Genomic DNA, 25,180 nt, shown 5'->3' on the forward strand with positions numbered 1-25,180 from the left:
GATAGCGCTTACTGACTTCCTGTGATATACTGAAAGTGTCTGATAGGAAGGGGTGTTTTTGATGCCAAATGAAACATTAGAAATTTATATGCAAAAGGCTATTGAAGAAGCTTATGATGGAATTCATAAGGGAGATGGCGGTCCTTTTGGTTCAGTTGTTGTGAAAGACGGTGAGATTATCGGCCGTGGTCACAATATGGTTATTGGAAAGAATGACCCAACAGCACATGGAGAATTACTATCTATTCGTGAAGCTAGTCAAAAGTTGAATAATTTTGATTTATCTGGATGTATTCTGGTATCAACTGGTGAGCCAAGTTTGCTGAGTTTAGCAGCATGTCTTTGGGCAAACATTGATAAAATCTATTATGGCTGCTCAAATGATGATATTGCAAAAATTGGTTTTCGCAATGAAAAATTAGATGACATTGTTAATAGCTTGTCACATCTTCCTAAAAATTATTTAAACCAAATATGTCATGAAGATTGTTTAAAACTATTTGACGATTATCAAAAAATAAATCATGATCTTTATTGATTTGAGTGGTTCAAGAGATTTTTAGCTGTAGCAGGATATGCTACAGTTTTTTCATCGATAAAATGATATGATGATTGAGGTATTTCTATGACAGGATTGGTTAGTAAAAAAATCATTATTTTGCCAGTGTTATTCTGATTTGGTAACGCTATTAGCAACTGTATTGGTTCCGCTCAGACGGAGGTTCACATTTTTTATGCTGAAAAAATGGGTAAGAAATACTTGAAATGTTATCAAAAACATTTTAAAAATCCAATCATTCACCTGAAGGTTGAAAATAATCTGAAAATTTACTTTTGAATTTTTGTGGATTTTCAAAAAACGCGGCTAAAACAGCGTACAGCGCTTACAATTTTAAATCAGAATGATTTTTGATTCAAAATCCAAAATCTGTAAACTAGCGGAGCTAAAAACTAGTAAATAAAGCTAGTTTTTCCCTTGATATACCTAGAATTCTCACTTTTGGTGTGATAAAATGGTAATGTGAGTTCTCGTAAGCGTCTGAGAACAAATAAAAGTAGGAGGAAAAGATGGACGCTTTTAAGTATATTAAGCCAAAACTGTTCAGTACTCTTAAAAATTATTCGGGTGCACAGTTTGCAAAAGACCTTGTTGCGGGGATTATTGTGGCAATCATTGCCCTACCATTGTCAATTGCCTTAGCGATTGCATCAGGTGTTAATCCAGAACAAGGTCTTTATACTGCAGTTGTCGCAGGTTTTTTTATTTCATTTTTAGGTGGTAGTCGTGTTCAAATCGGTGGACCGACTGCAGCATTCGTAGTCATCATCTACGGTATTATTGCACAATATGGTATGGCAGGTCTTACCATTGCAACATTCTTAGCTGGTATTATGATGATTGTGATGGGACTTCTTCGTTTTGGAGATTTGATTAAATTCATTCCTAAAACAATCACAGTTGGGTTCACATTAGGGATTGCTGTCGGAATCTTTGTTGGACAAATCAAAGATTTCTTAGGACTTGATATGGGTGCCGTTCCAGCTGAATTCGTTGAAAAAATGGTAGCCTACGCTCAACATTTAAATACAATTAACTGGCCAACACTATTGATTGGTATGATTGCTTTGTTAATCCAAATCTTCTGGCCACGTGTTTCTCAAAAAATCCCTGGTTCTCTCGTTGCTATTATTGTGACAACAGCACTTGTTGGATTTGGTCACATGTCTGTTAAAACAATTGGTGACTTGTACACAATCAAAGCTGGTTTGCCTTCATTCACAATGCCAAGCCTTTCGTTTGGTTTAGTTCGTCAAATGATTTCACCAGCCTTCACCATTGCTATCCTTGCCTCAATTGAATCACTTCTTTCATGTGTGGTTTCTGATGGTATGATTGGTAGCCACCATCGTTCAAATGCTGAATTGGTCGGACAAGGTGTTGGTAATATGATGTCTGCCTTATTTGGTGGTATTCCTGCAACTGGAGCTATTGCTCGTACAGCAGCCAATGTTAAAAATGGTGGACGTACACCGATTGCTGGTATGACACATGCAGTAACTCTTCTTTTAATCCTATTGTTCTTGATGCCATATGCTTCACTTATTCCAATGAGCTGTTTAGCATCAATCTTGATTATGGTTGCATACAATATGAGTGGATGGCGTACATTTGTACACATGCTTAAAAAAGCACCTAAGAGTGATATCGCTGTTTTGGTTATTACACTTGTATTGACAGTCTTCTTTGACCTTGTAGTAGCTATCGAATTTGGTATGGTTTTGGCTGCCTTCTTATTCCTTAAACGCATGTCAGACGTTGCAGCAGTTCGTCAATGGGTTGATAAAGATAGTCTTGATGATGCTGAACTTTCTGAGAATACTGATTTGAAACATGTTCCAAATAACACAGTTGTTTACGAAATCTTCGGATCATTATTCTTTGGTGCCGCTAATGACTTCCTTAACTTTACCCACGAAGAAGGAAAAAATGTCTTGATTCTTCGTATGCGTAATGTTCCTGCAATGGATATTTCAGGACTTGAAGCACTTGAAGAAACACTTGAAATCTGCCAAAAACGTGGTATGACATTGATTCTTTCTCATGTTAATAAACAACCATATCGTGTGATGGAAAAAGCTGGCTTTATCGAAAAAGTTGGTCAAGAAAATCTTTGTGAAAATATTGATGCCTCACTTAAACGTGCAGCAAGTCTTGCATAATAGTGGTTATAGATAAATAAATCCTGCAGAAAATCTGTGGGATTTTTTATAATGTCAGCTTTTCTAACTAATTTTAGACCCAAAAGAGATAAGAAGTAGTGATAAGTTTTTTTAATTTTTGGCAAAAATGAAAAGACTAGTGACGTTAGACTAGCTAAAAATGCCATAAAAAAGGGTTGAAAGCTTGATTTTTCAATGATTTTCACCATTTTACAGCCATAAATGACATATGATTATCATAAATGAACTTTTTGAAATATTTATTAATTTTAAAATTTTCTGTATTTTTAGATAATAGTGTGTTATAATACCAGACATACCGAAAGAAAGTTTATGGTAGGAGGAATTTTTTATGGAAAACAAATCAACTTGGAAACGTGTTGGTCTGGGAGCGGTTAGTTTGGCTTCAGTCGCTCTATTAGCAGCATGTGGTGGTGGCAATAAATCTGCTGCCAACAAAGATGAAATCAATTGGTACACACCAACTGAAATCTTGTCGCTTGATATTTCAAAAAATACTGACCAATATTCAGCGTTAGCTATTGGGAATTCATCAAGTAACCTTCTTCGTGTTGATAAAAATGGTAATCCCAAACCTGACTTGGCTAAAAGCGTTGAAGTATCTGAGGATGGATTGACTTACACAGCAACTTTGCGTGATGGTCTTAAATGGTCTGACGGAAGTGCATTGACAGCAGATGATTTTGTTTATACTTGGCAACGAATGGTTGATCCAAAAACAGCATCAGAATATTCTTATCTAGCTGTTGAATCTCACTTGGAAAATGCTGACAAAATTAATTCTGGTGAAATCACTGACCTTAACCAACTTGGTGTAAAAGCTGATGGTAATAAAGTGACTTTCACATTGACAAGTCCATGTCCTCAATTCAAATATTACCTTGCTTTTTCTAACTTCATGCCACAGAAAAAAGCATTTGTTGAAAAAGAAGGCGATAAATACGCAACAACTTCAAAAAATCAACTATACTCAGGCCCATATACAATTAAAGGTTGGAACGGTAGCGATGGTAGCTTCACTTTAGTTAAAAATAAATACTATTGGGATGCTAAACATGTCAAAACTAAAAAAGTTAACCTTCAAGCTATCAAAAAAGCTGATACAGCTGTTCAAATGTACAAAAATGGTGAGCTAGACACAGCTAATATTTCTGCAACATCATCTATCTACAAAGCTAATAAAACTAATAAAGATGCAGTGGCAGTTCCAGAAGCACGTATGTCTTATATCGTTTACAACGAAACTGGTTCAGTTGCCCCTCTTGCCAATGAAAAAATCCGTCAAGCTCTTAACCTAGCAACAGACCGTAAAGGTATTGTTGAAGCAGCTATTGATACAGGTTCAAAACCAGCCACAGCACTTCCTACACCAGGTCTTGCTAAATTAACTGATGGAACAGATCTTTCAAAATACGTTGAACCAGGTTACAAGTATGATGAAAAAGCTGCCGCTAAATTATTCAAAGAAGGGTTGTCAGAACTTGGAACAAACTCAGTTAAATTGACTGTTACCGCTGACTCTGATGATGCCGTAACTAAAGCAGCTGTTGACTACATCAAACAAAGTTGGGAAGAAGCTCTTCCAGGATTGAAGATTGAAGAAAAATTTGTTACCTTCAAACAACGTCTTGAAGATACTAAGAACCAAAACTTTGAAGTTGCTCTTGTAGCATGGGGTGGTGACTATCCAGAAGGTTCAACATTCTATGGTTTGTTCTCATCTAATTCAGCATACAACTATGGTAAAGTGTCAAGCCCTGAATTTGACGCAGCTTATAACAAGGCTTTAACAACTGATGCTTTGGATACTGATGCGGCTGCTGAAGACTATAAAGCAGCTGAAAAAGCTCTTTACGATGGAGCACACTACAATCCAATTTACTTCCGTAGTACTAAATGGCTTCAAAATCCAGATATCAAAGGACTTGTTCGTAACTCAACTGGTTTAACTGTCGATTTCACTTACGCTCACAAATAATTAATAACCTCTCTAAAAAAACAAAACAAGGTTGACTCTTAGTCGACCTTGTTTTTGTATAAATATTTCTAAAGCTTACATCAAACGGTAATAACAGATATTATTTATACAAAAAAAGATAAAATATTCATTTTTGATGTCAGCTTTTATAGACATTGATTATTGGAAAAAGAAGGGATAGTTGGAAATATAAAACCTTTAATGTTTTTGAAAAATGAAAATCTTTCAGTACATAAAATAGTCGATTTTGGTTGATTCTATGCGGATTTTTGATATTTTTTGGCTTATTTGACATGAAATGATTGAAAAATAAGTGAAAAATGAGCGAAAGCAATCTTTTTGAAATTTTAATTAATTTTCAAATTTTCTGTATTTTTAGACAATATTGTGTTATAATACATAACATACTGAAAGAAAGTTATATGGTAGGAGGATCTATTATGGAGATCAAAACTTTAAAACGTGTCGGTCTTGGGGCTGTCACATTGTTGTCTGCTGCTACACTAGCAGCATGTGGTGGAAATAATTCATCATCAAAATCTGCTAGCAAAGATATCAATTGGTTCGTACCAACTGAAATCAGCACACTTGATATTTCAAAAGTAACTGATACTTACTCATCAATTGCTATTGGTAACTCAGGAAGTAACCTTCTTCGTGTTGATGAAAAAGGTGATTTGAAACCTGATTTGGCTGAAAAAGTTGAAGTATCTGAAGATGGTTTAACATACACAGCTACACTTCGTGATAACCTTAAATGGTCAGATGGTAGCAAATTGACAGCTGAAGATTTCGTATACAGCTGGCAACGTATTGCTGATCCAAAAACAGCTTCTGAATACTCATATCTTGTTTCAGATGCCCACGTTTTGAATGCTGAAGACGTCATTGCAGGTACTAAAGGTGTTGACCAACTTGGTGTTAAAGCTGATGGCAACAAAGTTATCTTTACTTTATCAAACCCTTCTCCACAATTTATGAGTCTTCTATCATTTGCAAACTTCATGCCACAAAGCAAAGCATTTGTTGAAAAAGCAGGTGACCAATACGGTACAACTTCTGAAAAATCATTGTACTCTGGTCCATACACAGTTTCAAAATGGAACGGTACAAATGGTAACTTCACACTTGTGAAAAACAAATACTATTGGGATGCTAAAGACGTTAAAACTAAGAAAGTAAACGTTCAAACAATTAAGAAACCAGATACAGCTGTTCAAATGTACAAAGATGGTGACCTTGATACAGCAAACATCTCAAATACAGAAGCTACATTTAAAGCTAATAAAAACCGTAAAGACGTTGTTCCAGTTCCAGAAGCAACAACAGCTTACATGGTTTACAACCAAACTGGTACAGTGACTGCTTTGAACAACCTTAAAGTTCGTCAAGCACTTAACCTTGCAACTGACCGTGCAGGTATCGTTAAAGCTGCCATCGACACTGGTTCAAAAGCTGCAACTGCCCTTGCACCAACAGGTCTTGAAAAACTCCCTGATGGAACAGACTTGGCTAAATACGTATCACCAGGTTACAGTTATGATAAGAAAGAAGCTACAAAACTCTTCAAAGAAGGTCTTGCTGAACTTGGTACAGATTCAGTTAAATTGACTGTAACTGCTGACTCAGACGCTCCAGTTGCTAAAGCTGCTGTTGACTACATCAAACAAACTTGGGAAGAAGCTCTTCCAGGTTTGAAAGTTGAAGAAAAATTCGTTACTTTCAAACAACGTCTTGAAGATACTAAGAACCAAAACTTCGATGTAGCCCTTGTTCTTTGGGGTGGTGACTATCCAGAAGGATCTACATTCTACGGACTCTTCACTACTGGTTCATCATACAACTACGGTAAATTCTCAAATGCTGATTACGATGCTGCTTACCAAAAAGCCATCACTACAGACGCTCTAGACGCTAAAGCTGCTGCTGATGATTATAAAGCTGCTGAAAAAGCTCTTTATGACAACGCACTTTACAACCCAATCTACTTCCGTAGCACTAAGTCACTTCAAAATCCTGACCTTAAAGGTCTTGTTCGTAACTCAACAGGATTGCAAGTTGACTTCACTCACGCATACAAAAAATAAATCATTCTAGTGATGATGAGACAAGGTTCGAGCCTATCGAGCCTTGTTTTTTTATGACTTAAAAAATGGTACAATGAAAGTATCATATTAGTAAAAGGAAATATATGCGTTTAGATAAATTTTTAGTTGAAGCAGGTCAAGGCTCACGCACAGAAGTCAAACAGCTTCTTAAGAAAAAACAAGTCTCTGTCAATGGAAAAATCGAGACCTCTCCTAAGACTCAAATTGATGAGAAAATAGACAAAATTGTCTGTCAAGGTGAAAATCTTTCCTATGAAAAATATGTCTATTACATGTTAAATAAACCAAAAGGTGTGATTTCAGCAACAGAAGATAATCACCACAAAACGGTTTTAGATTTGTTGGATAAAACAGCTTGGGATAAAGAAGTCTTTCCTGTTGGGCGTTTAGACATAGACACTCATGGACTGTTATTGTTGACTAATAATGGTAAATTGGCGCATGCTATGCTATCACCTAAGAAGCACGTCGATAAGCGTTACCGTGCTAAAGTCGCAGGAATGATGACAGCAGAAGATGTTGAGCGTTTTGCCAAAGGAATTGAGCTGAAAGATTTCACGTGTCAATCAGCGCAGCTAGAGATTTTAGAAATTGATGAAGCTGCCAAGACAAGCTTAGTGGCTATTACGATTAAAGAAGGCAAATTCCATCAAGTTAAACGAATGGTTTTAGCTTGTGGCAAAGAAGTGACAGATTTAGAACGTCTAAGCATGGGACCATTGCAATTAGACGAGCAATTGGAGCTTGGTAAGTGGAGACGATTGACTTCTGATGAGTTAAGCAGTCTTGAGTTATTTGAGGTTGAACTGTAAAATCTTGCACTACTTATTTGATTATTTAGGCTAATCATGTTAAGATAATAGTAATAAAATCAATTGAGCGAGGTGTATTAAGGTGGCATTTGGTGAAAACGGACCACGTAAAAAAACAGCGTTTGAAAAACTGACTTTAGTAGTTGTTATCTTAATGGTTCTAGTAACTGTAGGTGGTCTTATTGCGACTGCTATTGGTTCAATTATTTAAAGAACGCTGATGAGGCGTTTTTTTATGCTTTTGCAAATCAATTTTTAGTGTAAAAGTTACTATAATGAAAGAATAGGAATTAATAATGAGTATGTTTTTAGATACTGCCAAAATCAGCGTTAAAGCTGGTCGTGGTGGTGATGGCATGGTTGCCTTCCGTCGTGAAAAATACGTCCCTAATGGCGGACCTTGGGGAGGTGACGGAGGTAAAGGTGGTTCAGTCATCTTTAAAGTTGACGAAGGACTTCGTACTTTGATGGACTTCCGTTACAACCGTATTTTTAAAGCGAAATCTGGTGAAAAAGGGATGACAAAAGGAATGCACGGACGTGGTGCAGAAGACCTTATTGTCCGTGTCCCTCAAGGAACAACAGTTCGCGATGCTGAGACAAATAAAGTAATCACTGATCTTGTTGAAAATGGTCAAGAATTTGTTGTTGCGCACGGTGGACGTGGTGGACGTGGTAATATCCGCTTTGCGACACCACGTAACCCTGCACCTGAAATTGCAGAAAATGGTGAACCAGGTGAAGAACGTGAACTTCAGTTAGAATTGAAAATCTTGGCAGATGTTGGTTTGGTTGGTTTCCCATCAGTTGGTAAGTCAACATTGTTGAGTGTGGTAACTGCTGCTAAACCAAAAATTGGAGCTTATCACTTTACAACTATTGTCCCTAACTTAGGTATGGTTCGTACAAAATCAGGCGATAGCTTTGCCATGGCTGATCTTCCAGGTTTGATTGAAGGTGCTTCACAAGGTGTTGGTCTTGGAACACAATTCCTTCGTCATATCGAACGTACGCGTGTTATTCTTCACGTGATTGACATGTCAGCAAGTGAAGGACGCGATCCATATGAAGATTACGTTTCAATTAATAATGAGCTTGAAACTTACAACCTTCGTTTGATGGAACGCCCACAAATCATTGTTGCTAACAAGATGGATATGCCTGAAGCAGAAGAAAACTTGAAAGTCTTCAAGGAAAAATTGGCTGCTAACTACGATGATTTTGAAGAAATGCCAATGATTTTCCCAATTTCAAGTTTGGCACACCAAGGATTAGAAAATCTTATGGAAGCAACAGCGGAATTGCTTGATAAGACCGATGAATTCTTGCTTTACAGCGATGATGATATGATTGATGAAGAGGTTTATTATGGATTTGATCCAGATGAACGTCCATTTGAAATTTCACGTGATGATGATGCTGCATGGGTATTGTCAGGTGAAAAACTTGAAAAACTCTTTGTCATGACAAATATGGAACGTGATGAATCTGTTATGAAATTTGCACGTCAACTGCGTGGTATGGGTGTTGATGAAGCCCTTCGTGAACGCGGTGCTAAAGATGGAGACATCGTTCGTATCGGTAAATTTGAATTTGAATTCGTGGATTAATATAAGATACAAAGTCCGTTAAGCGAGCAAAGTAAAAATAGGAATTATTGACGAGGAGCTATGAGCTCTGGAAAAAATTATCTTTTTTGCATAGCTCGTAGGGCGTGTCTTAAATAGCAATTCAATGGTTTTAATTTATAAATAAGTTTATATATTAACTGGAGGTTCTTATGGGTGAAAAACCGATATCTTTTAGGGATAAAGATGGTAATTTTGTATCAGCAGCCGATGTCTGGAATGCTGAAAAGCTAGAAGAACTTTTCAATACACTTAATCCAAATCGACGTTTTCGCTTAGAACGTGAAAAATTGGCAAAAGAAAAAGCAGGAGAAGCAGAGGACCAAGAGTCTTAATTAGCTTTCCTACTTGAGCTCAGCGATATGGCTGAGCTTTTTTAATATCTTCGTAAAGAATGATTGGTTAATTGGTAGTGTATTTTTGCGACACAGTTTATAAAATTTTGATCATGAGAAACACTAATAATGCAGCCGGGATAATCTCTTAGTAATTGCCGGATGATTGGCTGACTAGTTGGTGAAAAATGCCGAGTTGGCTCATCAAGGATAATAACTTGATTTTTAGCAAGTACCATATGCGCTAAAAATAGCTTAGCTTTTTGCCCGCCAGATAATTCAATAACACGATGCTCCATTTCATCTCTTGTAAATTGGAGACTTGCTAAAATAGTTCTAGACGTTTTATCGGTTGTAACTTCACTTAAAAATGAGACAGCAGAAATGTCACCTTTTAGTATATTATCATAATCTTGCGGCATATAACCGATTGACAGTTGCTCATTTTTGTCAAGCTCTTGATAAATTTTTCTGAGTAGTTGAGTTTTTCCAATACCATTTTTACCAGTAATGACAATCTTATCTTGTCCCAAAATATCCAAATCAATAGTCTGACCGGTAGATAGCACGTGATTATGCCATGATAAGAGCCGCTTTTTATAATTAAGCGGGGAAATATCATGGAAAAATAGTGTTATACTATCCATTTTTTCAGGAAACTCAGTAATGGTTTCATCCTCTTTTTGATATCTTTTTTCAAGGGATAGAACGTTTTTCATCTTTTTTGCAGCCAGTCTTCCCAAAGTGCTATCATGAGTGTGTCGCACGTTGTGTTGCGCTGCTTGGTACAAGCGTTGGATTTTTTCATCTCGTTTTTGCTTTAACCGCCGATCATTTTTGGCTTCTTCGTATTGCTTTGTAAAAGCTTTATGACGCAGTTCTAGATAATCATGATAATTTCCATGGAAATAGCATGCGCGAGGAATTTGCCGATGTCTGATTAGCTCTAAGTGTAAAATGGCAGTTGCAGTGTCTTTAAGCATCACTTCATCGTGAGAGATAAAAATCACAGTCTTATCAGTTTTCTGAATAAATTGTTTAAGGATATCTTGGCTTTCAATATCAAGGTCGCTGGATGGTTCATCCAATAAGAATAAATCAGGATCTTGACCAGTTAATTTGGCTAATTGAAGTTTTATTCGCTCACCACCCGATAGACTGATTAATGATTGATTCTTTTTCTCCAGCGTAGAAAGGTCTAGATGCAGGAGCGCAGCCGTTTTATAAAATGCATTGTAATTGAAAAAAGGATTGATATCCTTGTATAGGAAATCAGAAATAGTTTGCCTTTTTTCGTTTTCAGCTAATGACTGTGGGAGATAGGCTATTTTTTTAAAACGATTATCAATCTGTCCTTGAAGTGTAGCATAGTTAGTAAGAGTTTGTGAATTAGCAATAGCCTGGAGTAAAGTGGATTTTCCAGTTCCTTCCTCACCAATAATTGCTAATTTTTCATCCGGTTTTATGATGAGATTTAAATCAGCAATTATTGGTTTTGAATCTTTGATATGGCTAATAGTTAGTTGGTTTATTTTTAGCATATGAACCTTCCTTTCAAAAAAACACACTCTACCATAGCAGGTAAAGTGTGAATCTCATTATGGTCAACGCTAAAAATACCCAACACGTGTGATGGATAAGTAAGAGAATGAAAGACTGCACTAAAAACAAAACCTGATATGGCATATCAATACATTTTGTTCTTAGTTGTTCATCGTTCAAAATCCTCCTACTTGATTTGCCTTCATTTTAGCAAAAAAATTAGGTTATTGTCAAAGAATATGGTAAACCTCCCAGTAAAAATTAGCTGGGAGGTGATTTTATTAATAGTTTTCAGCACGAACTTCGAAATAAGATTGAGCGTGAGCACATACCGGACAAACTTTTGGTGCTTTTGTTCCAACAATAATATGACCGCAGTTACGACATTCCCAAATTTTAACTTCGCTCTTTTCAAAGACTTTAGCAGTTTCGACATTTTTGAGAAGAGCACGATAGCGTTCTTCGTGGTGCTTTTCGATTTCAGCGACCATGAGGAATTTTTTAGCAAGTTGAGGGAATCCTTCTTTTTCGGCGGTTTTGGCGAATTCAACATACATATCCGTCCATTCGTAGTTTTCACCATCTGCAGCAGTTTCCAAGTTTTCAGCAGTATCACCAATGCCAAAGAGTTCTTTATACCACATTTTGGCGTGTTCTTTTTCGTTGTCAGCAGTCTTCAAGAAAAGTTCTGCGATTTGTTCAAATCCATCTTTTTTGGCTCTTGAAGCAAAAAAAGTGTACTTGTTGCGTGCTTGAGATTCACCTGCAAATGCAGCTTGCAAATTCTTTTCGGTTTGAGTACCAGCATACTTAGACATATCAAAAATCCTCCTTATATTAACCAGTAGTTAACTACTGAATATCACACATGAAAGTCATTTGGATTTGCTACGAATAGGTGATTCTACCTTACTTATGATATACCCTTTTTCGTATTATAAAAGTACTTGTAGTTTGTCTAAATAACTTAACTTAAGTCTAACAAAAGCATAAGTGAAAGTCAAAATTTTGACAGCGCTAACGAAAAAAATTAAAGCATTAAAAAAGAAGCTGACTCAGTCAGCTTCTTTTGTGTTACTAGACGTTCAATACTTTGTTCAAGAAGTCTTTTAGACGCGGGTGTTGTGGGTTATCAAAGATTTGTTCTGGAGTTCCATCTTCAATAAATTGTCCTCCGTCAGTGAAGATTACACGGTTGGCAACTTTACGAGCAAATCCCATTTCGTGGGTAACGATTAACATGGTCATGCCTTGTTCAGCCAAGTCTTTCATAACACCAAGAACGTCACCAACCATTTCAGGGTCAAGTGCAGAAGTAGGTTCGTCAAAGAGCATGATATCTGGATTCATTGCCAAGCTTCGAGCGATAGCCACACGTTGTTTTTGACCACCTGATAAGCTATCTGGTTTAGCATCACGTTTGTCAGCTAGACCAACTTTTTCAAGAAGTTCCATAGCATGTTTTTCAGCTTCTTCTTTAGATTCTTTTCCAAGTTCGATTGGTGCGAAAGTGATGTTTTCGAGAACAGTCATATGTGGGAAGAGGTTGAAGTGTTGGAATACCATACCAATGTTTTCACGAACTTTATCGACATCAGTGTTTGGGTCAGAAAGTTCAAAACCATCAACGACAACTTTACCACTAGTGATTGTTTCAAGTAGGTTTAGGGTACGAAGGAATGTTGATTTTCCTGAACCAGAAGGTCCGATGATACATACAACATCACCTTCGTGGAATTGGGTTGTGATTCCTTTTAAGACTTCATTATCTCCATAAGATTTGTGCAAATCTTGAACATCAATTTTTAATTCTGCCATTATTTAAGCCTCTTTTCTAAACGTTTTGCTAAACGAGTTAAAAGGGTGATCATTACAAGGTAGATGATTGCTAAGATAGCGTACATACGGAATGATTGGTAGTTACGTGCAATGATGATTTTACCTGTTTGGAAGAGTTCGATAAGACCAATTGCTGATACGATAGTAGTATCTTTCAATGAAATAACGAACTGGTTGATGAAGTTTGGCAACATAACACGAACTGCTTGTGGTAAGATGACTTTTTTCATTGTCTTACTGTATGAAATACCTAGGCTTCGGCTAGCTTCCATTTGTCCTTTAGGAACGGCTTCAATACCACCACGAACAATTTCAGCAATATAAGCACCAGCATTCAATGAAAGAGCAATTGTTGCAGCAAGGAAATCATTGATTGGGCTTTGTTTGCCAGTAAGTGATTCGATGAGGTTTGGAATTCCCCAGAAGATGAAGGCTGCTACAATCATCAATGGAATACCACGGATGACATCAACAAAGATTGCAGAGATAGTGCGAAGAACTTTGTTTGGTGCGACAGCCATCATACCAAAGATGATACCAATAACCATAGCAATTGCAAATGAAATCAATGTCAAGCTAAGAGTTGTTCCAAGACCTGAAAGCAATTGTGAGTAGTTGTTTTTGATAAGTCCCAAAATTGTTGTTTCATCAACAGTTGAAGAAGTAGCTTTTTTCTTATCATCTGAACCAAGGTATTTATTTACGATTTTATCGTATTCACCTGATTTAACAAGTGCAGCAAGACCGTTGTTGAACATTTCAAGCAATTCTGGGTTAGCACCTTTGTTTACGGCAAATCCGTATTCACCAGATTTTTCACCGTCGATTGGTGTATCAAAGTTACGACCTTGTTTGATAGCATAGCGAAGGACAGCTTCATCATCCATGAGAGCGTCGATTGAACCAGAGTTCAAACTGTCATACATTGTAGATGCTTCGTCAAAGGCACGAAGTGTGTAGCCGTATTGAGCAGCGTGTTCTGACAACCATGTGTAAGATGATGTACCATTTTTGGCACCAACAGTTTTACCACTTAAGTCATCGTATGATTTTACTGAGCTTCCTTTTTTAACAGCAAGCAAGATGTTTGAAGTGTAGTAAGCATCTGAGAAATCAAAGATTTCTTTACGGGCATCAGTGATTGACATACCAGCCATAACACCATCAGCTTGACCAGCTTGTACAGCGTTAAGCGCTGCGTCAAAACCTGGGTTTGAGATTTCAATGTTGAAACCTTGTTGTTTTGCGATAGCTTTAATTAAGTCAACGTCGATTCCTTCATATTTACCTGAGTCATTTTGGTATTCAAATGGGGCAAATGAAGAGTCCATGACGATTTTATAGCTTGATTTGACTGGAGTTGCTTTTGCAGAAGCGTCACCTGTTAATTTTAGGCTGCTTGATGCAACAACACTTGATTTGTCATCAGATTTTTCAGAATCACCAAGCCATTTTGCCATGATGGCATCATAAGTACCATCTTTCTTCATTTCAGCAAATGCTTCGTTGAATTCTTTGATGAGGTATTCGTATTTGCTTCCTTTTTTAACAGCAAATGCAAAACTTCCGACTTTTTCACCATCAATATTGATAGCGTAGTTTTTACCTTGACTGATTGCGTATTGGACAACAGGTTGGTCATCCATAGCAGCGTAAACTGAACCAGCATCTAGGCTATTGTTCATCAAGTCACTCGTATCAAATGTTTTGATTTTATAACCGTATTTCTTTTGGTTTTCTTTTAGGAATGCTTGAGCAGCAGTACCGTTTTTAACACCAACAGTTTTACCTGAAAGTTGTTTATAGTTAGACACTTTAGCATCGCTACGAGTGTAGACAACAACAGCGGTATCGTAATAAGTATCTGAGAATGTGAAGACTTTTTTACGAGCCTCTGTAACTGTTGTACCAGCCATAAGGGCATCGGCTTGACCAGCTTGAACAGCATTAACAGCAGCATCGAAACCAGGGAATGTCATATCGATATCCCAACCCTCTCGGTTTGCGACTTCATTAATAATGTCAACGTCAATACCTTTATAAGTTTGATCTGAATCTTTAAATTCGAATGGTGCGTATGCTGTGTCAGATACAATACTAATCGTATCAGCTTTGGCATTAACACCAAACACAAAGATTGCAGAAATCATTGCTAGCATAATAGCTTTCAATTTGTGCTTCATGTAAGTCTCCTTTTGAATTGATTTCATTAATTATATCAAAATTCAGACAGTTAGGCAACTTTAGTTTTTGCTTCATGTTAGAAAACCTAACATGGAAAATAAAGAGGATTCTTATTCAATCTCAAACGGGGGTAATTTACCCCTATTTATGATAAAATGAAGGTATTAAAAAGACAGTTTGAGGAATGTTATGATAGATAGAATAGAAGATAATAAGTTTAAACTAGTCTCTAAATACGAACCTTCTGGTGATCAACCACAAGCGATTGAGACTTTAGTTGATAATATTGAAGGTGGGGAAAAAGCTCAAATTCTCCTTGGTGCTACAGGTACTGGTAAGACCTATACCATGAGTCAGGTTATTGCGAGAGTAAATAAACCAACGCTTGTTATTGCCCATAATAAAACCTTGGCAGGACAGTTGTATGGGGAGTTTAAAGAATTTTTCCCTGATAACGCTGTTGAGTATTTTGTTTCTTATTATGATTACTATCAGCCAGAAGCTTATGTGCCATCAAGTGACACTTATATTGAAAAAGATAGCTCAGTCAATGACGAGATTGATAAGCTACGTCACTCAGCAACATCAGCTTTGTTAGAGCGTAACGACGTTATTGTTGTAGCCTCTGTATCGTGTATTTATGGTTTGGGTTCACCAAAAGAATATGCTGATAGTGTTGTAAGTCTTCGTCCAGGTCAGGAAATCTCACGTGACCAATTATTAAATGACCTTGTTGACATTCAATTTGAACGAAATGATATTGATTTTCAACGTGGTCGTTTTCGTGTACGCGGTGATGTCGTGGAAATTTTCCCAGCGAGCCGTGATGAACATGCCTTTCGAGTAGAATTTTTCGGTGATGAAATTGATCGTATCCGAGAAATTGAAAGTTTGACAGGTAAAGTTCTTGGCGAAGTCGAACATTTGGCGATTTTCCCTGCCACTCACTTTATGACAAATGAAGAACATTTGGAACATGCTATTAAAAACATTTTGGAAGAAATGGAAGAACAAGTTAAGCAGTTCGAGGCTGAAGGTAAGCTCATTGAAGCACAGCGTATTCGTCAAAGAACTGAGTATGATGTTGAAATGCTCCGTGAAATGGGATACACAAACGGTGTCGAAAATTACTCACGTCACATGGATGGCCGTGCTGAAGGTGAACCGCCATATACATTACTTGATTTCTTTCCAGAAGATTTTTTGATTATGGTTGATGAAAGCCACATGACTATGGGACAAATCAAAGGAATGTACAATGGTGACCGTTCACGTAAGGAAATGTTGGTGAATTATGGTTTCCGTTTGCCAAGTGCACTTGATAACCGTCCGCTTCGTCGTGAAGAGTTTGAAAGTCATGTTCATCAGATTGTTTATGTGTCAGCGACACCAGGTGATTATGAACTCGAACAAACAGATACAATTGTTGAACAAATTATTCGTCCAACTGGACTTCTTGATCCTGAAGTTGAAGTTCGTCCAACCATGGGTCAAATGGATGACCTTCTTGGTGAAATCAACGCTCGTGTTGAAAAAGGTGAGCGTACCTTTATCACGACATTGACTAAGAAAATGGCAGAAGATTTGACGGATTATCTCAAAGAAATGGGTGTCAAAGTCAAATACATGCACTCAGATATTAAAACTTTAGAGCGTACGGAAATTATTCGAGATTTGCGTCTGGGTGTTTTTGATGTCTTGATTGGTATTAACTTGTTACGTGAAGGGATTGACGTGCCAGAGGTTAGCTTGGTCGCTATTCTTGATGCAGATAAAGAAGGATTCCTCCGTAATGAACGTGGTCTGATTCAAACCATTGGTCGTGCTGCGCGAAATAGCGAGGGTCATGTTATCATGTACGCAGATAAGATTACCGAATCAATGCAAAAAGCCATGGATGAAACAGCGCGCCGTCGTAAGATTCAAATGCGTTACAACGAAGAACATGGTATTGTACCGCAAACCATTAAGAAAGAAATTCGCGATTTGATTTCTATTTCTAAAGCGACAGATACTGAAGTGGCTGAGGATACGCCAGATTACTCAAGTATGAACAAGGCAGAGCGCAAAGATGCTATTAAGAAATTGCAAAAACAAATGCATGAAGCTGCTGAAATGCTTGATTTCGAGCTAGCTGCTCAACTGCGTGATATGGTATTAGAATTGAAAGCTATGGATTAGGAGAGTTTTGTGATTAAAGAAATTATAACAACGCTAATAACCAGCCTAGTATCAGTTATAGGATTTATTGTTACTTATAGGTCTTTAATGAAGAGTTTTAAAAATGAGTTAAGAAAAAGTAGAGATAGTCTTGCTCTTGAAAAAATGTCAACTGTTCCATATGATATTTTAGAGCTTTTTGATGATTTAATGGAATCAAGTCACTTTAAAAAAGATTCACAAAAAGCAAAAGAAAATCAGAAAACTTTTAAAAAACTTATGAATACTATTTACTCTTATGGTTCTATTAATGCTATAAAAATTTTTGCTTTAATGCAAAAAGAGAATTATGATAGAGTTAATCAAGGTGGAAATCCAGATGATATTTATAGAATATCTTCAATGTATGTACTACTTGCTACACAAATAAAATATGACGTAACGGGGATTGTAGTTAGTCCTAACTCATGGTTTGAAATGAGAATAACTGATTATTCTTCTAATATGGAGAAATATAAGAGAGCGAATAATAAAATTGTAGATGAACTTAGATTAAACAGAGGGTTTAAAATTTAATTTCTTATTCATTATTTATTTGTTGAAAAAATTTAGACAATTAGTTAAAGGAGTGTAAAATGTCTCGTGCACAACGTGTGATTTTAACCAATATGTGTTTGATTGAAGACGGTCAAGGAAATGTCGTTATGCAAATTCGTGACCCAAAACGTTATTCATGGTCAGGATATGCTCTTCCAGGAGGGCATATTGAAGCTCATGAAGGGCTAGTTGAGTCGGTTATCCGTGAAGTCAAAGAAGAAACTGGCTTAGTCATTAAGAACCCTCAGTTAGTCGGTATGAAACATTGGTATACAAAAGAAGATGAACGCTATCTTGTTTTCTTGTACCGAACGTCTGAGTTTGAAGGTGACATTCATTCTACTGATGAGGGAGAGATTAAGTGGGTGCCACGTAAGGATTTACCTAACTTGGATTTGGCTTATGATATGTTAAATTTACTTCGAGTTTTTGAGGAAGAAAATCTTAATGAACTTTTTTATCGTGAACGCTTAAAAGACGATTTCTTACGTGAATTTTGGTAAGAGTAATAAGTTTTCTTCCTATTAAATAACCAGATTTTAAACAATCAAAAAGCTTGGAACAATTGTTCCAAGCTTTTTTTGATAATTAATAATAGAAGGGGAGAAGTGATTGAACTTCTTCTTATTTAACTGAACCACCAGTAATGCCTTCAACGTAGTATTTTTGCATAAACATGAAGAGCAATGTGATTGGGACAGCGATAAGAACTGAACCAGCAGTGAATGACATGAACCAGTCATTAATAGTATCTTGTTGCAACATTGAGAATAGACCAATGGCAACAGTGTATTTACTTGTCGCATCACCTAGGATAACCTTAGCGAAGATGAAATCAATCCAAGGACCGATGAAAGCCATAAGCGCTGTGTAGACAATGATTGGTTTTGAAAGTGGGAGAGTGATTTTAAAGAAAATGTCAGCGCGAGTAGCTCCATCAATCATAGCAGATTCATCAAGTGAGTAAGGAATTGTATCAAAGAATCCTTTAGCAATGTAGAATCCGAGTGCTGCACCAGCAGAGTAAACTAGGATAAGTGCTAGCAATGTTTGGTCAAGGTTGAATGCTTTTAAGATGTAGTAAACGGCAATCATACTCATGAAACCAGGGAACATATTAAGCACAAGTGCTAATTTCAAGAAACCATTGCGGTGTTTGAATTTGATACGACTAAGTGAGTATGCCATAGCAACGGTGATGAATGTTGAAATCACACAAGTAGCAGAAGCGACGAATAATGTATTCAAGAACCATTGCCCAAATGGAAAGGCATCAGAAGTAAATAGTTTAATGTAATTATCTAGCGTCCAAGTTTTTGGAATGAAGTAGTTAACGTATGCTGTTCCTTCGCCACGGAAGCTAGTAAGAACAACCCAAACGATTGGAAAGAGCCAGATGATTGATAAAACAATCAATAAAATATAGACAAAAGTCAGTGTTAATCGTTTTTTGTTTTTCATTATTTAGCAACCCCTTCCTTGTAAGAACTTGTTCTTGTGTAAGCCAAGAGACTAAATACAGCAGAAAGAACAAAGATGAGAATACCGATAACAGAAGCAAGGTTGTAGTCAGCTGCAGTAACAGTTAAGTTGTAGAGCCAAGTAACAAGCAAGTCTGTGCTACCAGCTTGGTAGAAGTTAGAGTTAGTAGGACCACCACCAGTAAGAAGGTAGATAACGTTGAAGTTGTTGATGTTACCGATAAATTGTTGAATCAAGTTTGGCATCATCACAAGTAAGATTTGAGGGAATGTGATTGATTTAAAGATTTGGAATTTATTGGCACCATCGATTTCAGCGGCTTCAATTTGTTCTTGTGGGAGGTTCATGATAATACCTGAAGCGACAAGCATTGTGACAGGAATACCTACCCACATGTTAACGATGATGATTGAGAATTTAGCCCAAAGTGGATCTGACAAGAAAGGCAATGGGTTTGCAGCAGAGATAAGTCCGATTTTTTCAAGGAATGCATTGACTGGACCAGCATCACTGAGCAAGTTTCTCATGATAAGAAGTGAAATGAATTGTGGCACGGCGATAGTGATAACGAAGATTGTACGCCACATTTTTTTCAATTTCAAACCTTTAGTATTGATAATAAGTGCTAAGACAATACCAAAGAAGAAGTTTGTCACAGTTGCAAATACTGCCCAAATCAAAGTCCAAGAAAGAACTGGGAAGAATGTTCCCGCCATACGACCGTTAAAGATGTTACCGAAGTTAGCAAAACCAACCCAGTCAAACAAACTTTTCGGTGGTAGGTGATTGTGGTCATAACTTGTGAAGGCCAAACAAATCATATAAACCAATGGCAAGATAGTGAAGAGAAGTACCCCAATCATTGGAACTGCCATCAAAGTCATGTGGAAACGACCGTTTGCCAAAGTTTCAAAGTCTTCTTTAAAGGTAGGAACTTTCAAACCTTCTTTATCGATGACATAAAGATTTCTAGCACTCTTAAGGTTACACCAATAAATGTAAGCAAAGACAAGGCAGAAGATAAGAGAAGCAAGACCGAAGATAAGCATTAACATAGAGTTATCGCCATCAACAGCAACTTTCATCTTAATCCCATTGACGGTTTGTTCAACAAGACCTTGTTGGTGTGTTCCCAGAGTGATTAATCCTTGCAAGTTTGGAATAATCTGAGAGAAGAAAGTGATTAAGAAAAGAATCTCTGATAGTAAAAACAAACAACCTTTAATAATCTGTTTATGGTAAAGATTTGAAAATCCCATAATCAGAAATGACAGTTTGGTATCAAATTTCCCTTTTTTAAAAGCCTCTGTAACTGATACACTGTCAAAATAGTGTGAATTAGTCATACAAAACTCCTTTTATTAATCTTGTTGGAAGTCACTGCTAAAAATTTAATCTTAAAGTTCTTAGCAATAACTCCGACAAGAGTTTCCCTAAAAATAAAGTGGGGATGTAACTCCCCACTTCAGAACATCTTACTTAGCGTTAGCTAAATCTTTGTCAAATTGTTGCAATTTAGCGAGGTAGTCACCACTTTGAATTTTACCATTGTAGACATCGCTGAGAAGTGCAGCACTTTCAGTCCAGAATGTAGTCATTTGACTAAGTTTAGGTGTTACAACTGTGTAGTCTGATGATGAAGCCATCTTGATAACTGCTTGAGCCAATTCATCTGATTGAACTTTATCTGATGATTGAACTTCTTTGTTAGCAGGAATAATGTTACGACCTTCGTAAGTAAATTGGTTTTCTTGGCTTTCTGCGCTAGTAAGCATAGAAGCAAGTTTGTAAGAAGCAGCGATACGTTTTGTATCTGAACCTGCAGGAGCTTGGTTAACAGCAAAGAGTTTCACACCAAGGAAAGCTTTTTGTTGTACTTCGTTACCGCCGATTGAGATTTTTGGATAAACAGCGATACCAAGATTATCTTTACCAACAGCGTCTTGTGCAGCTTTAAGATCCCAAGGGCCTGATTCAAGTGAAGCAACGCTTCCGTCACCGAATTTAGACATTGCATTTTCAGCAGTCAAGTTAACGAAACCTTTGTTTGATTTTTGATCAGCAATCCATTGAAGAACTGATACACCAGCATCGTTACCCCAGTTAGTGCCATCAACTGTTTCGCCATCTTCACCAAATAGTGTATCACCGACTGACATAAAGAGTGGAGCAGTTGCGTAAGCGTTCATTGCTTTAAATGTTGCACCGAATGTTGCTTTGCTTGTGATTGTTTCGTAGTTAGCAACATCGTCAGCTGAAAGTTTTGATTTGTTATAGAAGAGAACTTGTGACTCGATACCAAATGGGAAAGCGTAAGTTTTACCATTGTATTTTGCACCAGCTACTGCTTGATCAGTATCGTTAGTAGCAATTTCTTTGGCATAATCTTCAGGAACTTCTTGGATAACACCTGATTCAACTAATTGACCAAGTTGGTCATGTGGAAGTGAGAAGACATCAGCAGCTTTTTGTGGGTCTTTCTTAACGTTTTCTTGAGCTTTTGAATCGTTTGATTCAACCATCTTAACTGTGTAACCAGATTCTTTTTCGAAATCTTTAACAATAGCAGTGTAAGATTTTTTAGCACCAGTTGGTACCCAAAGTTTGATTGTCTTGCTGTCAGAGGCAGAAGATGATTTAGTTGATGAGTTATTTGAGCAAGCAACTAAAACGCTTCCAGCAAGTGTTAAACCTGCACCAGCAAGGACCATTTTTTTCCATGTGTTCTTCTTCATGAGTTTCCCCTCCTAGAGAAAGATTAGTAATATTATTTACATTTATATTATGCAACCGTTTGCAGTTAATGTCAAGCGTTTTTTGTAAAAAAGTTTAAAAAACTTGAAAGGTCAAACAAAGAAAGTGATAATAAGTGCGTTAATCTGATATATATTGGTCAGTTTTTACTATAAAATAGCTTGAAAAAACAATATTTTTCTAAAAAATATCACAAAATAGGGCAAACAATTGCAGAAATATCTTATTTATGTATAATAGGGGATAAAAATAAGAGTTTTTACCTCTAAAACCTTGTCAGTACAGTAAATCTATTATAAAATGTAAGATGCAAAGGAGACTTAGATGGTTACAATTAAAGATGTAGCGGCTAAAGCTGGCGTCAATCCTTCGACGGTTAGCCGTGTTTTGAAGGATAATAAATCCATTTCTCAGAAAACAAAAGACAAAGTTCGGAAAGCGATGGCAGAGTTAGGTTATGTTCCTAATGTAGCTGCCCAAATGTTAGCCAGTGGGCTAACGTATAATGTTGGTTTGATTTTTCCACCGTTAATCACACCAGATCGTTTAAACGAACCATTCTTTATGCAAATTCTTTCTACTATAACTAGCGAAGCGAAATTAAATGATTTTACAGTATCTATTGCAACTGGTATGACAGTTGATGAATTAGAAGAACAAGTAAAATTAATGTATCGCCAAAAACGTGTAGACGGATTTATTATCTTATACTCTGATCCAGAAGATCCAGTTCGTAAGTATTTAATGGATAATAATGTACCTTTTGTGATTGTCGGTGCTCCCGAAGGTTTCGAAAATGATATTACTTATATAGATAATGATAACCAATTGATGGGTAAAAAAGCAGTTGAATATCTTTATCAGAAAGGACATCGTGAGATTCTATTTGTTACGGATGATTTAAAATCTGAAGTGTCATCAGAACGTTATTTTGGTTACCTCCGAGGCATGGAAAAGCTTGGTCTGACAAGCGATAAAGCACTTTTGTTCGATCGAAGAGATCCAATGATTCTGGAAGCATTAATTGAAAAAATTGAATCAAGTAAAGCAACGGCTCTGATTGTGATTGCTGACACAATCTCAGTTCGCTTGGCACAATTCTTATCTTACTATCAATTGAAGGTTCCTGATGATATTTCAATTATCACTTTCAATAACTCAGCCTATTCAACATTGATTCACCCATATATGACAACTTTTGATATTAATGTTGCTAATTTAGGCCGAACTAGTTTCAGACGATTGGTCGAATTGATTAAATCTCCTGAAACGGCGATTACCGAAAAAATCATTGTTCCTTTTACCTTGAGAGAGCGTGAAAGTGTCCGTCAATTGCATGTTGAAGACAAATAAATTCCCATTCCAGCGGTTTTTATAAATGAAAATAAACGCCTTAATTGCTATTAGTTTTAGCAGTTGAGGTGTTTTTTTATATTTTTTGCAAAAAATGATTGACTTACGCAAACGCTTGCGTTATAATTTGCAATGTAAAGATCGTTGATAAAGGAGAAAACATATGGAAAAACGTGCAAGTGGTGTACTGATGCATATCACATCATTACCCGGCAAACAAGGGGTGGGAACATTTGGTCAAGAAGCTTATAACTTTGTTGATTTCTTGGTTGAAACTGACCAAACATATTGGCAAATCCTACCATTAACAACGACTAGTTATGGTGACTCCCCTTATCAATCATTCTCAGCAACAGCTGGGAACACACATTTAATTGACTTAGAATTACTTTGTAAACAAGGTTACTTGGCAAAAGAAGATTTTGAAACAGTTAACTTCGGAGATGATTTAGAAAACGTAGATTATGCTCGTATCTTCGAAGCACGACGTCCAATTTTGGAGAAAGCAGTTGCAGAATTTATGCAAAATTCTGATAACCAAAAAGCTCTAGCAGAATTCGAAAAAGAAGCGACATGGGTGAAAGATTATGCTGAATTCATGGCAATCAAAGAGTTCTTTGGAAATAAAGCTTTGCAAGAATGGGATGATAAAGCAGTTGTTCGCCGTGAAGAAGCAGCTCTTGAAACTTATCGTGAAAAATTAAAAGACGTTATTACTTACCATAAAGTCACTCAATATTTCTTTTACCAACAATGGGCTGAACTTAAAGCTTACACTAATAAAAATGGTATTAAAATCATTGGTGACATGCCAATCTACGTCTCAGCTGACAGTGTTGAAGTTTGGACAATGCCTGAACTGTTCAAAGTAGACGCTGAAAAGAATCCACTTTGCATTGCTGGTGTCCCTGCTGATTCATTTAGTGATGATGGTCAACTTTGGGGAAATCCAATTTATGATTGGGAAAACCACAAGAAAACAAATTATGCCTGGTGGGTTTACCGTATTAAAGAAGGTATCAAACTTTATGATCTTCTTCGTATTGACCACTTTAAAGGTTTCTCAGATTATTGGGAAATTCGTGGCGATTACGAAACTGCAAATGATGGTAGCTGGCAACCTGGTCCAGGACGCGCTTTGTTTGATGTCGTACGTGACGAGCTTGGCGAACTTCCTATTATTGCAGAAAACCTCGGTTATATTGATGCCAAAGCTGAGCAATTGTTAACTGACACTGCTTTCCCAGGTATGAAGATTCTTGAATTTGGTTTCTATGATACCGAAGGTAAGAGTATCGATGCTCCGCATAACTGCAATAAAAATAGTGTTGCTTACAACGGCACACATGATAATGAAGTGGTCAATGGTTGGTACGATAACTTGACTGATGAACAAAAAGCATTTGTTGATGCTTATACACATCGTCATGAAGGTGAACCAATCACACAAACAATGCTTCGTACCTTGTTTGCAACGGTTAGTGATATTGCAATTGCGACTATGCAAGACATTCTAGACAAACCAGCTGAGTCTCGCATGAACATTCCAAATACTGTTGGTGGCAACTGGCAATGGCGTATGTTAAAAGAAGATTTGACAGATGAACGCAAAGCATTCTTGAAAGACATTACAGCACTATATTGCCGCAAAAATACATTTAAATAA

At 36.9% G+C, this 25,180-nt stretch carries 20 protein-coding genes; 13 read left to right on the forward strand and 7 right to left on the reverse strand.

The window, feature by feature from the left end; all coding sequences use genetic code 11:
* Positions 1-61 precede the first annotated feature (61 nt).
* The 8 genes from BLP98_RS01330 (at position 62) to BLP98_RS01365 (ending at position 9,603) form a co-directional block, all read left to right on the forward strand.
* The gene (locus BLP98_RS01330; protein WP_074481553.1) at positions 62-538 is read left to right on the forward strand and encodes a nucleoside deaminase; all 477 of its coding nucleotides are present in this window, start codon (positions 62-64) and stop codon (positions 536-538) included.
* 530 nt (positions 539-1,068) lie between these two features.
* Entirely contained in the window at positions 1,069-2,721 is a 1,653-nt protein-coding gene (locus tag BLP98_RS01335) for a SulP family inorganic anion transporter (protein ID WP_074481554.1), read from the forward strand.
* Between the two features lie 352 nt (positions 2,722-3,073).
* Positions 3,074-4,720, forward strand: a complete 1,647-nt coding sequence (locus BLP98_RS01340; RefSeq protein WP_074481555.1) for a peptide ABC transporter substrate-binding protein — start codon at positions 3,074-3,076, stop codon at positions 4,718-4,720.
* A gap of 440 nt (positions 4,721-5,160) precedes the next feature.
* Positions 5,161-6,807, forward strand: coding sequence for a peptide ABC transporter substrate-binding protein (locus BLP98_RS01345; protein ID WP_142349348.1), 1,647 nt, complete (start codon positions 5,161-5,163; stop codon positions 6,805-6,807).
* A 104-nt stretch (positions 6,808-6,911) separates the two neighbouring features.
* Positions 6,912-7,640 (forward strand): pseudouridine synthase, encoded by a 729-nt coding sequence (locus BLP98_RS01350; RefSeq protein ID WP_074481557.1) that lies wholly within the window; start codon positions 6,912-6,914, stop codon positions 7,638-7,640.
* Between the two features lie 82 nt (positions 7,641-7,722).
* On the forward strand, positions 7,723-7,851 hold the full coding sequence (locus BLP98_RS01355) for a DUF4044 domain-containing protein (protein ID WP_003065505.1): 129 nt from the start codon (positions 7,723-7,725) through the stop codon (positions 7,849-7,851).
* 85 nt (positions 7,852-7,936) lie between these two features.
* Positions 7,937-9,250 carry a GTPase ObgE gene (gene obgE, locus BLP98_RS01360; RefSeq protein ID WP_074481558.1) on the forward strand — a complete coding sequence of 438 codons (1,314 nt, stop codon included), beginning with the start codon at positions 7,937-7,939 and terminating at the stop codon, positions 9,248-9,250.
* A gap of 170 nt (positions 9,251-9,420) precedes the next feature.
* Positions 9,421-9,603 carry a hypothetical protein gene (locus BLP98_RS01365; RefSeq protein WP_014334954.1) on the forward strand — a complete coding sequence of 61 codons (183 nt, stop codon included), beginning with the start codon at positions 9,421-9,423 and terminating at the stop codon, positions 9,601-9,603.
* 41 nt (positions 9,604-9,644) lie between these two features.
* Here BLP98_RS01365 and BLP98_RS01370 read toward each other — a convergent pair whose 3' ends face one another.
* From BLP98_RS01370 to BLP98_RS01385, 4 genes are all read right to left on the reverse strand, one after another.
* Positions 9,645-11,144: an ATP-binding cassette domain-containing protein gene (locus tag BLP98_RS01370; RefSeq protein WP_074481559.1), complete on the reverse strand. Its 1,500-nt coding sequence runs from the start codon at positions 11,142-11,144 to the stop codon at positions 9,645-9,647.
* 282 nt (positions 11,145-11,426) lie between these two features.
* A complete protein-coding gene (rbr, locus tag BLP98_RS01375) occupies positions 11,427-11,963 on the reverse strand; it encodes a rubrerythrin (RefSeq protein WP_039696657.1) in 537 nt (178 codons plus the stop codon).
* Positions 11,964-12,222: 259 nt separating this feature from the next.
* Positions 12,223-12,963 carry an amino acid ABC transporter ATP-binding protein gene (locus BLP98_RS01380; protein WP_074481560.1) on the reverse strand — a complete coding sequence of 247 codons (741 nt, stop codon included), beginning with the start codon at positions 12,961-12,963 and terminating at the stop codon, positions 12,223-12,225.
* Positions 12,963-15,167 (reverse strand): ABC transporter substrate-binding protein/permease, encoded by a 2,205-nt coding sequence (locus BLP98_RS01385; protein ID WP_074481561.1) that lies wholly within the window; start codon positions 15,165-15,167, stop codon positions 12,963-12,965. The genes BLP98_RS01380 and BLP98_RS01385 overlap by 1 nt, the downstream gene beginning before the upstream one ends.
* Before the next feature lie 190 nt (positions 15,168-15,357).
* On the opposite strand from BLP98_RS01385, the gene uvrB reads away from it, so the two are divergent.
* From uvrB to BLP98_RS01400, 3 genes are read left to right on the forward strand one after another with little or no spacing between them, the layout of a single operon-like run.
* A complete protein-coding gene (gene uvrB / locus BLP98_RS01390) occupies positions 15,358-17,349 on the forward strand; it encodes an excinuclease ABC subunit UvrB (RefSeq protein WP_074481562.1) in 1,992 nt (663 codons plus the stop codon).
* 9 nt (positions 17,350-17,358) lie between these two features.
* A complete protein-coding gene (locus BLP98_RS01395; RefSeq protein WP_074481563.1) occupies positions 17,359-17,904 on the forward strand; it encodes a hypothetical protein in 546 nt (181 codons plus the stop codon).
* A 59-nt stretch (positions 17,905-17,963) separates the two neighbouring features.
* Positions 17,964-18,428 (forward strand): 8-oxo-dGTP diphosphatase, encoded by a 465-nt coding sequence (locus tag BLP98_RS01400; RefSeq protein WP_074481564.1) that lies wholly within the window; start codon positions 17,964-17,966, stop codon positions 18,426-18,428.
* Positions 18,429-18,549: 121 nt separating this feature from the next.
* Here BLP98_RS01400 and BLP98_RS01405 read toward each other — a convergent pair whose 3' ends face one another.
* The 3 genes from BLP98_RS01405 to BLP98_RS01415 all read right to left on the reverse strand — a co-directional run bounded on the left by BLP98_RS01405 (position 18,550) and on the right by BLP98_RS01415 (position 22,142).
* Positions 18,550-19,386, reverse strand: a complete 837-nt coding sequence (locus BLP98_RS01405) for a sugar ABC transporter permease (RefSeq protein WP_013852034.1) — start codon at positions 19,384-19,386, stop codon at positions 18,550-18,552.
* Positions 19,386-20,753, reverse strand: a complete 1,368-nt coding sequence (locus BLP98_RS01410; RefSeq protein WP_039696663.1) for a carbohydrate ABC transporter permease — start codon at positions 20,751-20,753, stop codon at positions 19,386-19,388. The genes BLP98_RS01405 and BLP98_RS01410 overlap by 1 nt, the downstream gene beginning before the upstream one ends.
* 129 nt (positions 20,754-20,882) lie before the next feature.
* Positions 20,883-22,142, reverse strand: coding sequence for an extracellular solute-binding protein (locus BLP98_RS01415; RefSeq protein WP_074481565.1), 1,260 nt, complete (start codon positions 22,140-22,142; stop codon positions 20,883-20,885).
* 343 nt (positions 22,143-22,485) lie between these two features.
* On the opposite strand from BLP98_RS01415, the gene BLP98_RS01420 reads away from it, so the two are divergent.
* Positions 22,486-23,514 carry a LacI family DNA-binding transcriptional regulator gene (locus BLP98_RS01420; RefSeq protein WP_074481566.1) on the forward strand — a complete coding sequence of 343 codons (1,029 nt, stop codon included), beginning with the start codon at positions 22,486-22,488 and terminating at the stop codon, positions 23,512-23,514.
* Positions 23,515-23,677: 163 nt separating this feature from the next.
* Complete coding sequence (malQ, locus tag BLP98_RS01425) at positions 23,678-25,180, forward strand: 4-alpha-glucanotransferase (RefSeq protein WP_074481567.1); 1,503 nt, start codon at positions 23,678-23,680, stop codon at positions 25,178-25,180.

It is taken from the genome of Streptococcus equinus, from assembly GCF_900104225.1.
Classification (GTDB): domain Bacteria; phylum Bacillota; class Bacilli; order Lactobacillales; family Streptococcaceae; genus Streptococcus; species Streptococcus equinus_D.

Bases quoted from the DNA above. Each gene is read 5' to 3' on its own strand.
- obgE (WP_074481558.1), top strand. From the start codon at position 7,937: ATGAGTATGTTTTTAGATACTGCCAAAATCAGCGTTAAAGCTGGTCGT.
- BLP98_RS01330 (WP_074481553.1), top strand. From the start codon at position 62: ATGCCAAATGAAACATTAGAAATTTATATGCAAAAGGCTATTGAAGAA.
- BLP98_RS01350 (WP_074481557.1), top strand. From the start codon at position 6,912: ATGCGTTTAGATAAATTTTTAGTTGAAGCAGGTCAAGGCTCACGCACA.
- uvrB (WP_074481562.1), top strand. From the start codon at position 15,358: ATGATAGATAGAATAGAAGATAATAAGTTTAAACTAGTCTCTAAATAC.
- BLP98_RS01340 (WP_074481555.1), top strand. From the start codon at position 3,074: ATGGAAAACAAATCAACTTGGAAACGTGTTGGTCTGGGAGCGGTTAGT.
- rbr (WP_039696657.1), bottom strand. From the start codon at position 11,963: ATGTCTAAGTATGCTGGTACTCAAACCGAAAAGAATTTGCAAGCTGCA.
- BLP98_RS01385 (WP_074481561.1), bottom strand. From the start codon at position 15,167: ATGAAGCACAAATTGAAAGCTATTATGCTAGCAATGATTTCTGCAATC.
- BLP98_RS01345 (WP_142349348.1), top strand. From the start codon at position 5,161: ATGGAGATCAAAACTTTAAAACGTGTCGGTCTTGGGGCTGTCACATTG.
- BLP98_RS01370 (WP_074481559.1), bottom strand. From the start codon at position 11,144: ATGCTAAAAATAAACCAACTAACTATTAGCCATATCAAAGATTCAAAA.
- BLP98_RS01415 (WP_074481565.1), bottom strand. From the start codon at position 22,142: ATGAAGAAGAACACATGGAAAAAAATGGTCCTTGCTGGTGCAGGTTTA.
- BLP98_RS01410 (WP_039696663.1), bottom strand. From the start codon at position 20,753: ATGACTAATTCACACTATTTTGACAGTGTATCAGTTACAGAGGCTTTT.
- malQ (WP_074481567.1), top strand. From the start codon at position 23,678: ATGGAAAAACGTGCAAGTGGTGTACTGATGCATATCACATCATTACCC.
- BLP98_RS01335 (WP_074481554.1), top strand. From the start codon at position 1,069: ATGGACGCTTTTAAGTATATTAAGCCAAAACTGTTCAGTACTCTTAAA.
- BLP98_RS01380 (WP_074481560.1), bottom strand. From the start codon at position 12,963: ATGGCAGAATTAAAAATTGATGTTCAAGATTTGCACAAATCTTATGGA.
- BLP98_RS01420 (WP_074481566.1), top strand. From the start codon at position 22,486: ATGGTTACAATTAAAGATGTAGCGGCTAAAGCTGGCGTCAATCCTTCG.
- BLP98_RS01405 (WP_013852034.1), bottom strand. From the start codon at position 19,386: ATGAAAAACAAAAAACGATTAACACTGACTTTTGTCTATATTTTATTG.
- BLP98_RS01400 (WP_074481564.1), top strand. From the start codon at position 17,964: ATGTCTCGTGCACAACGTGTGATTTTAACCAATATGTGTTTGATTGAA.
- BLP98_RS01365 (WP_014334954.1), top strand. From the start codon at position 9,421: ATGGGTGAAAAACCGATATCTTTTAGGGATAAAGATGGTAATTTTGTA.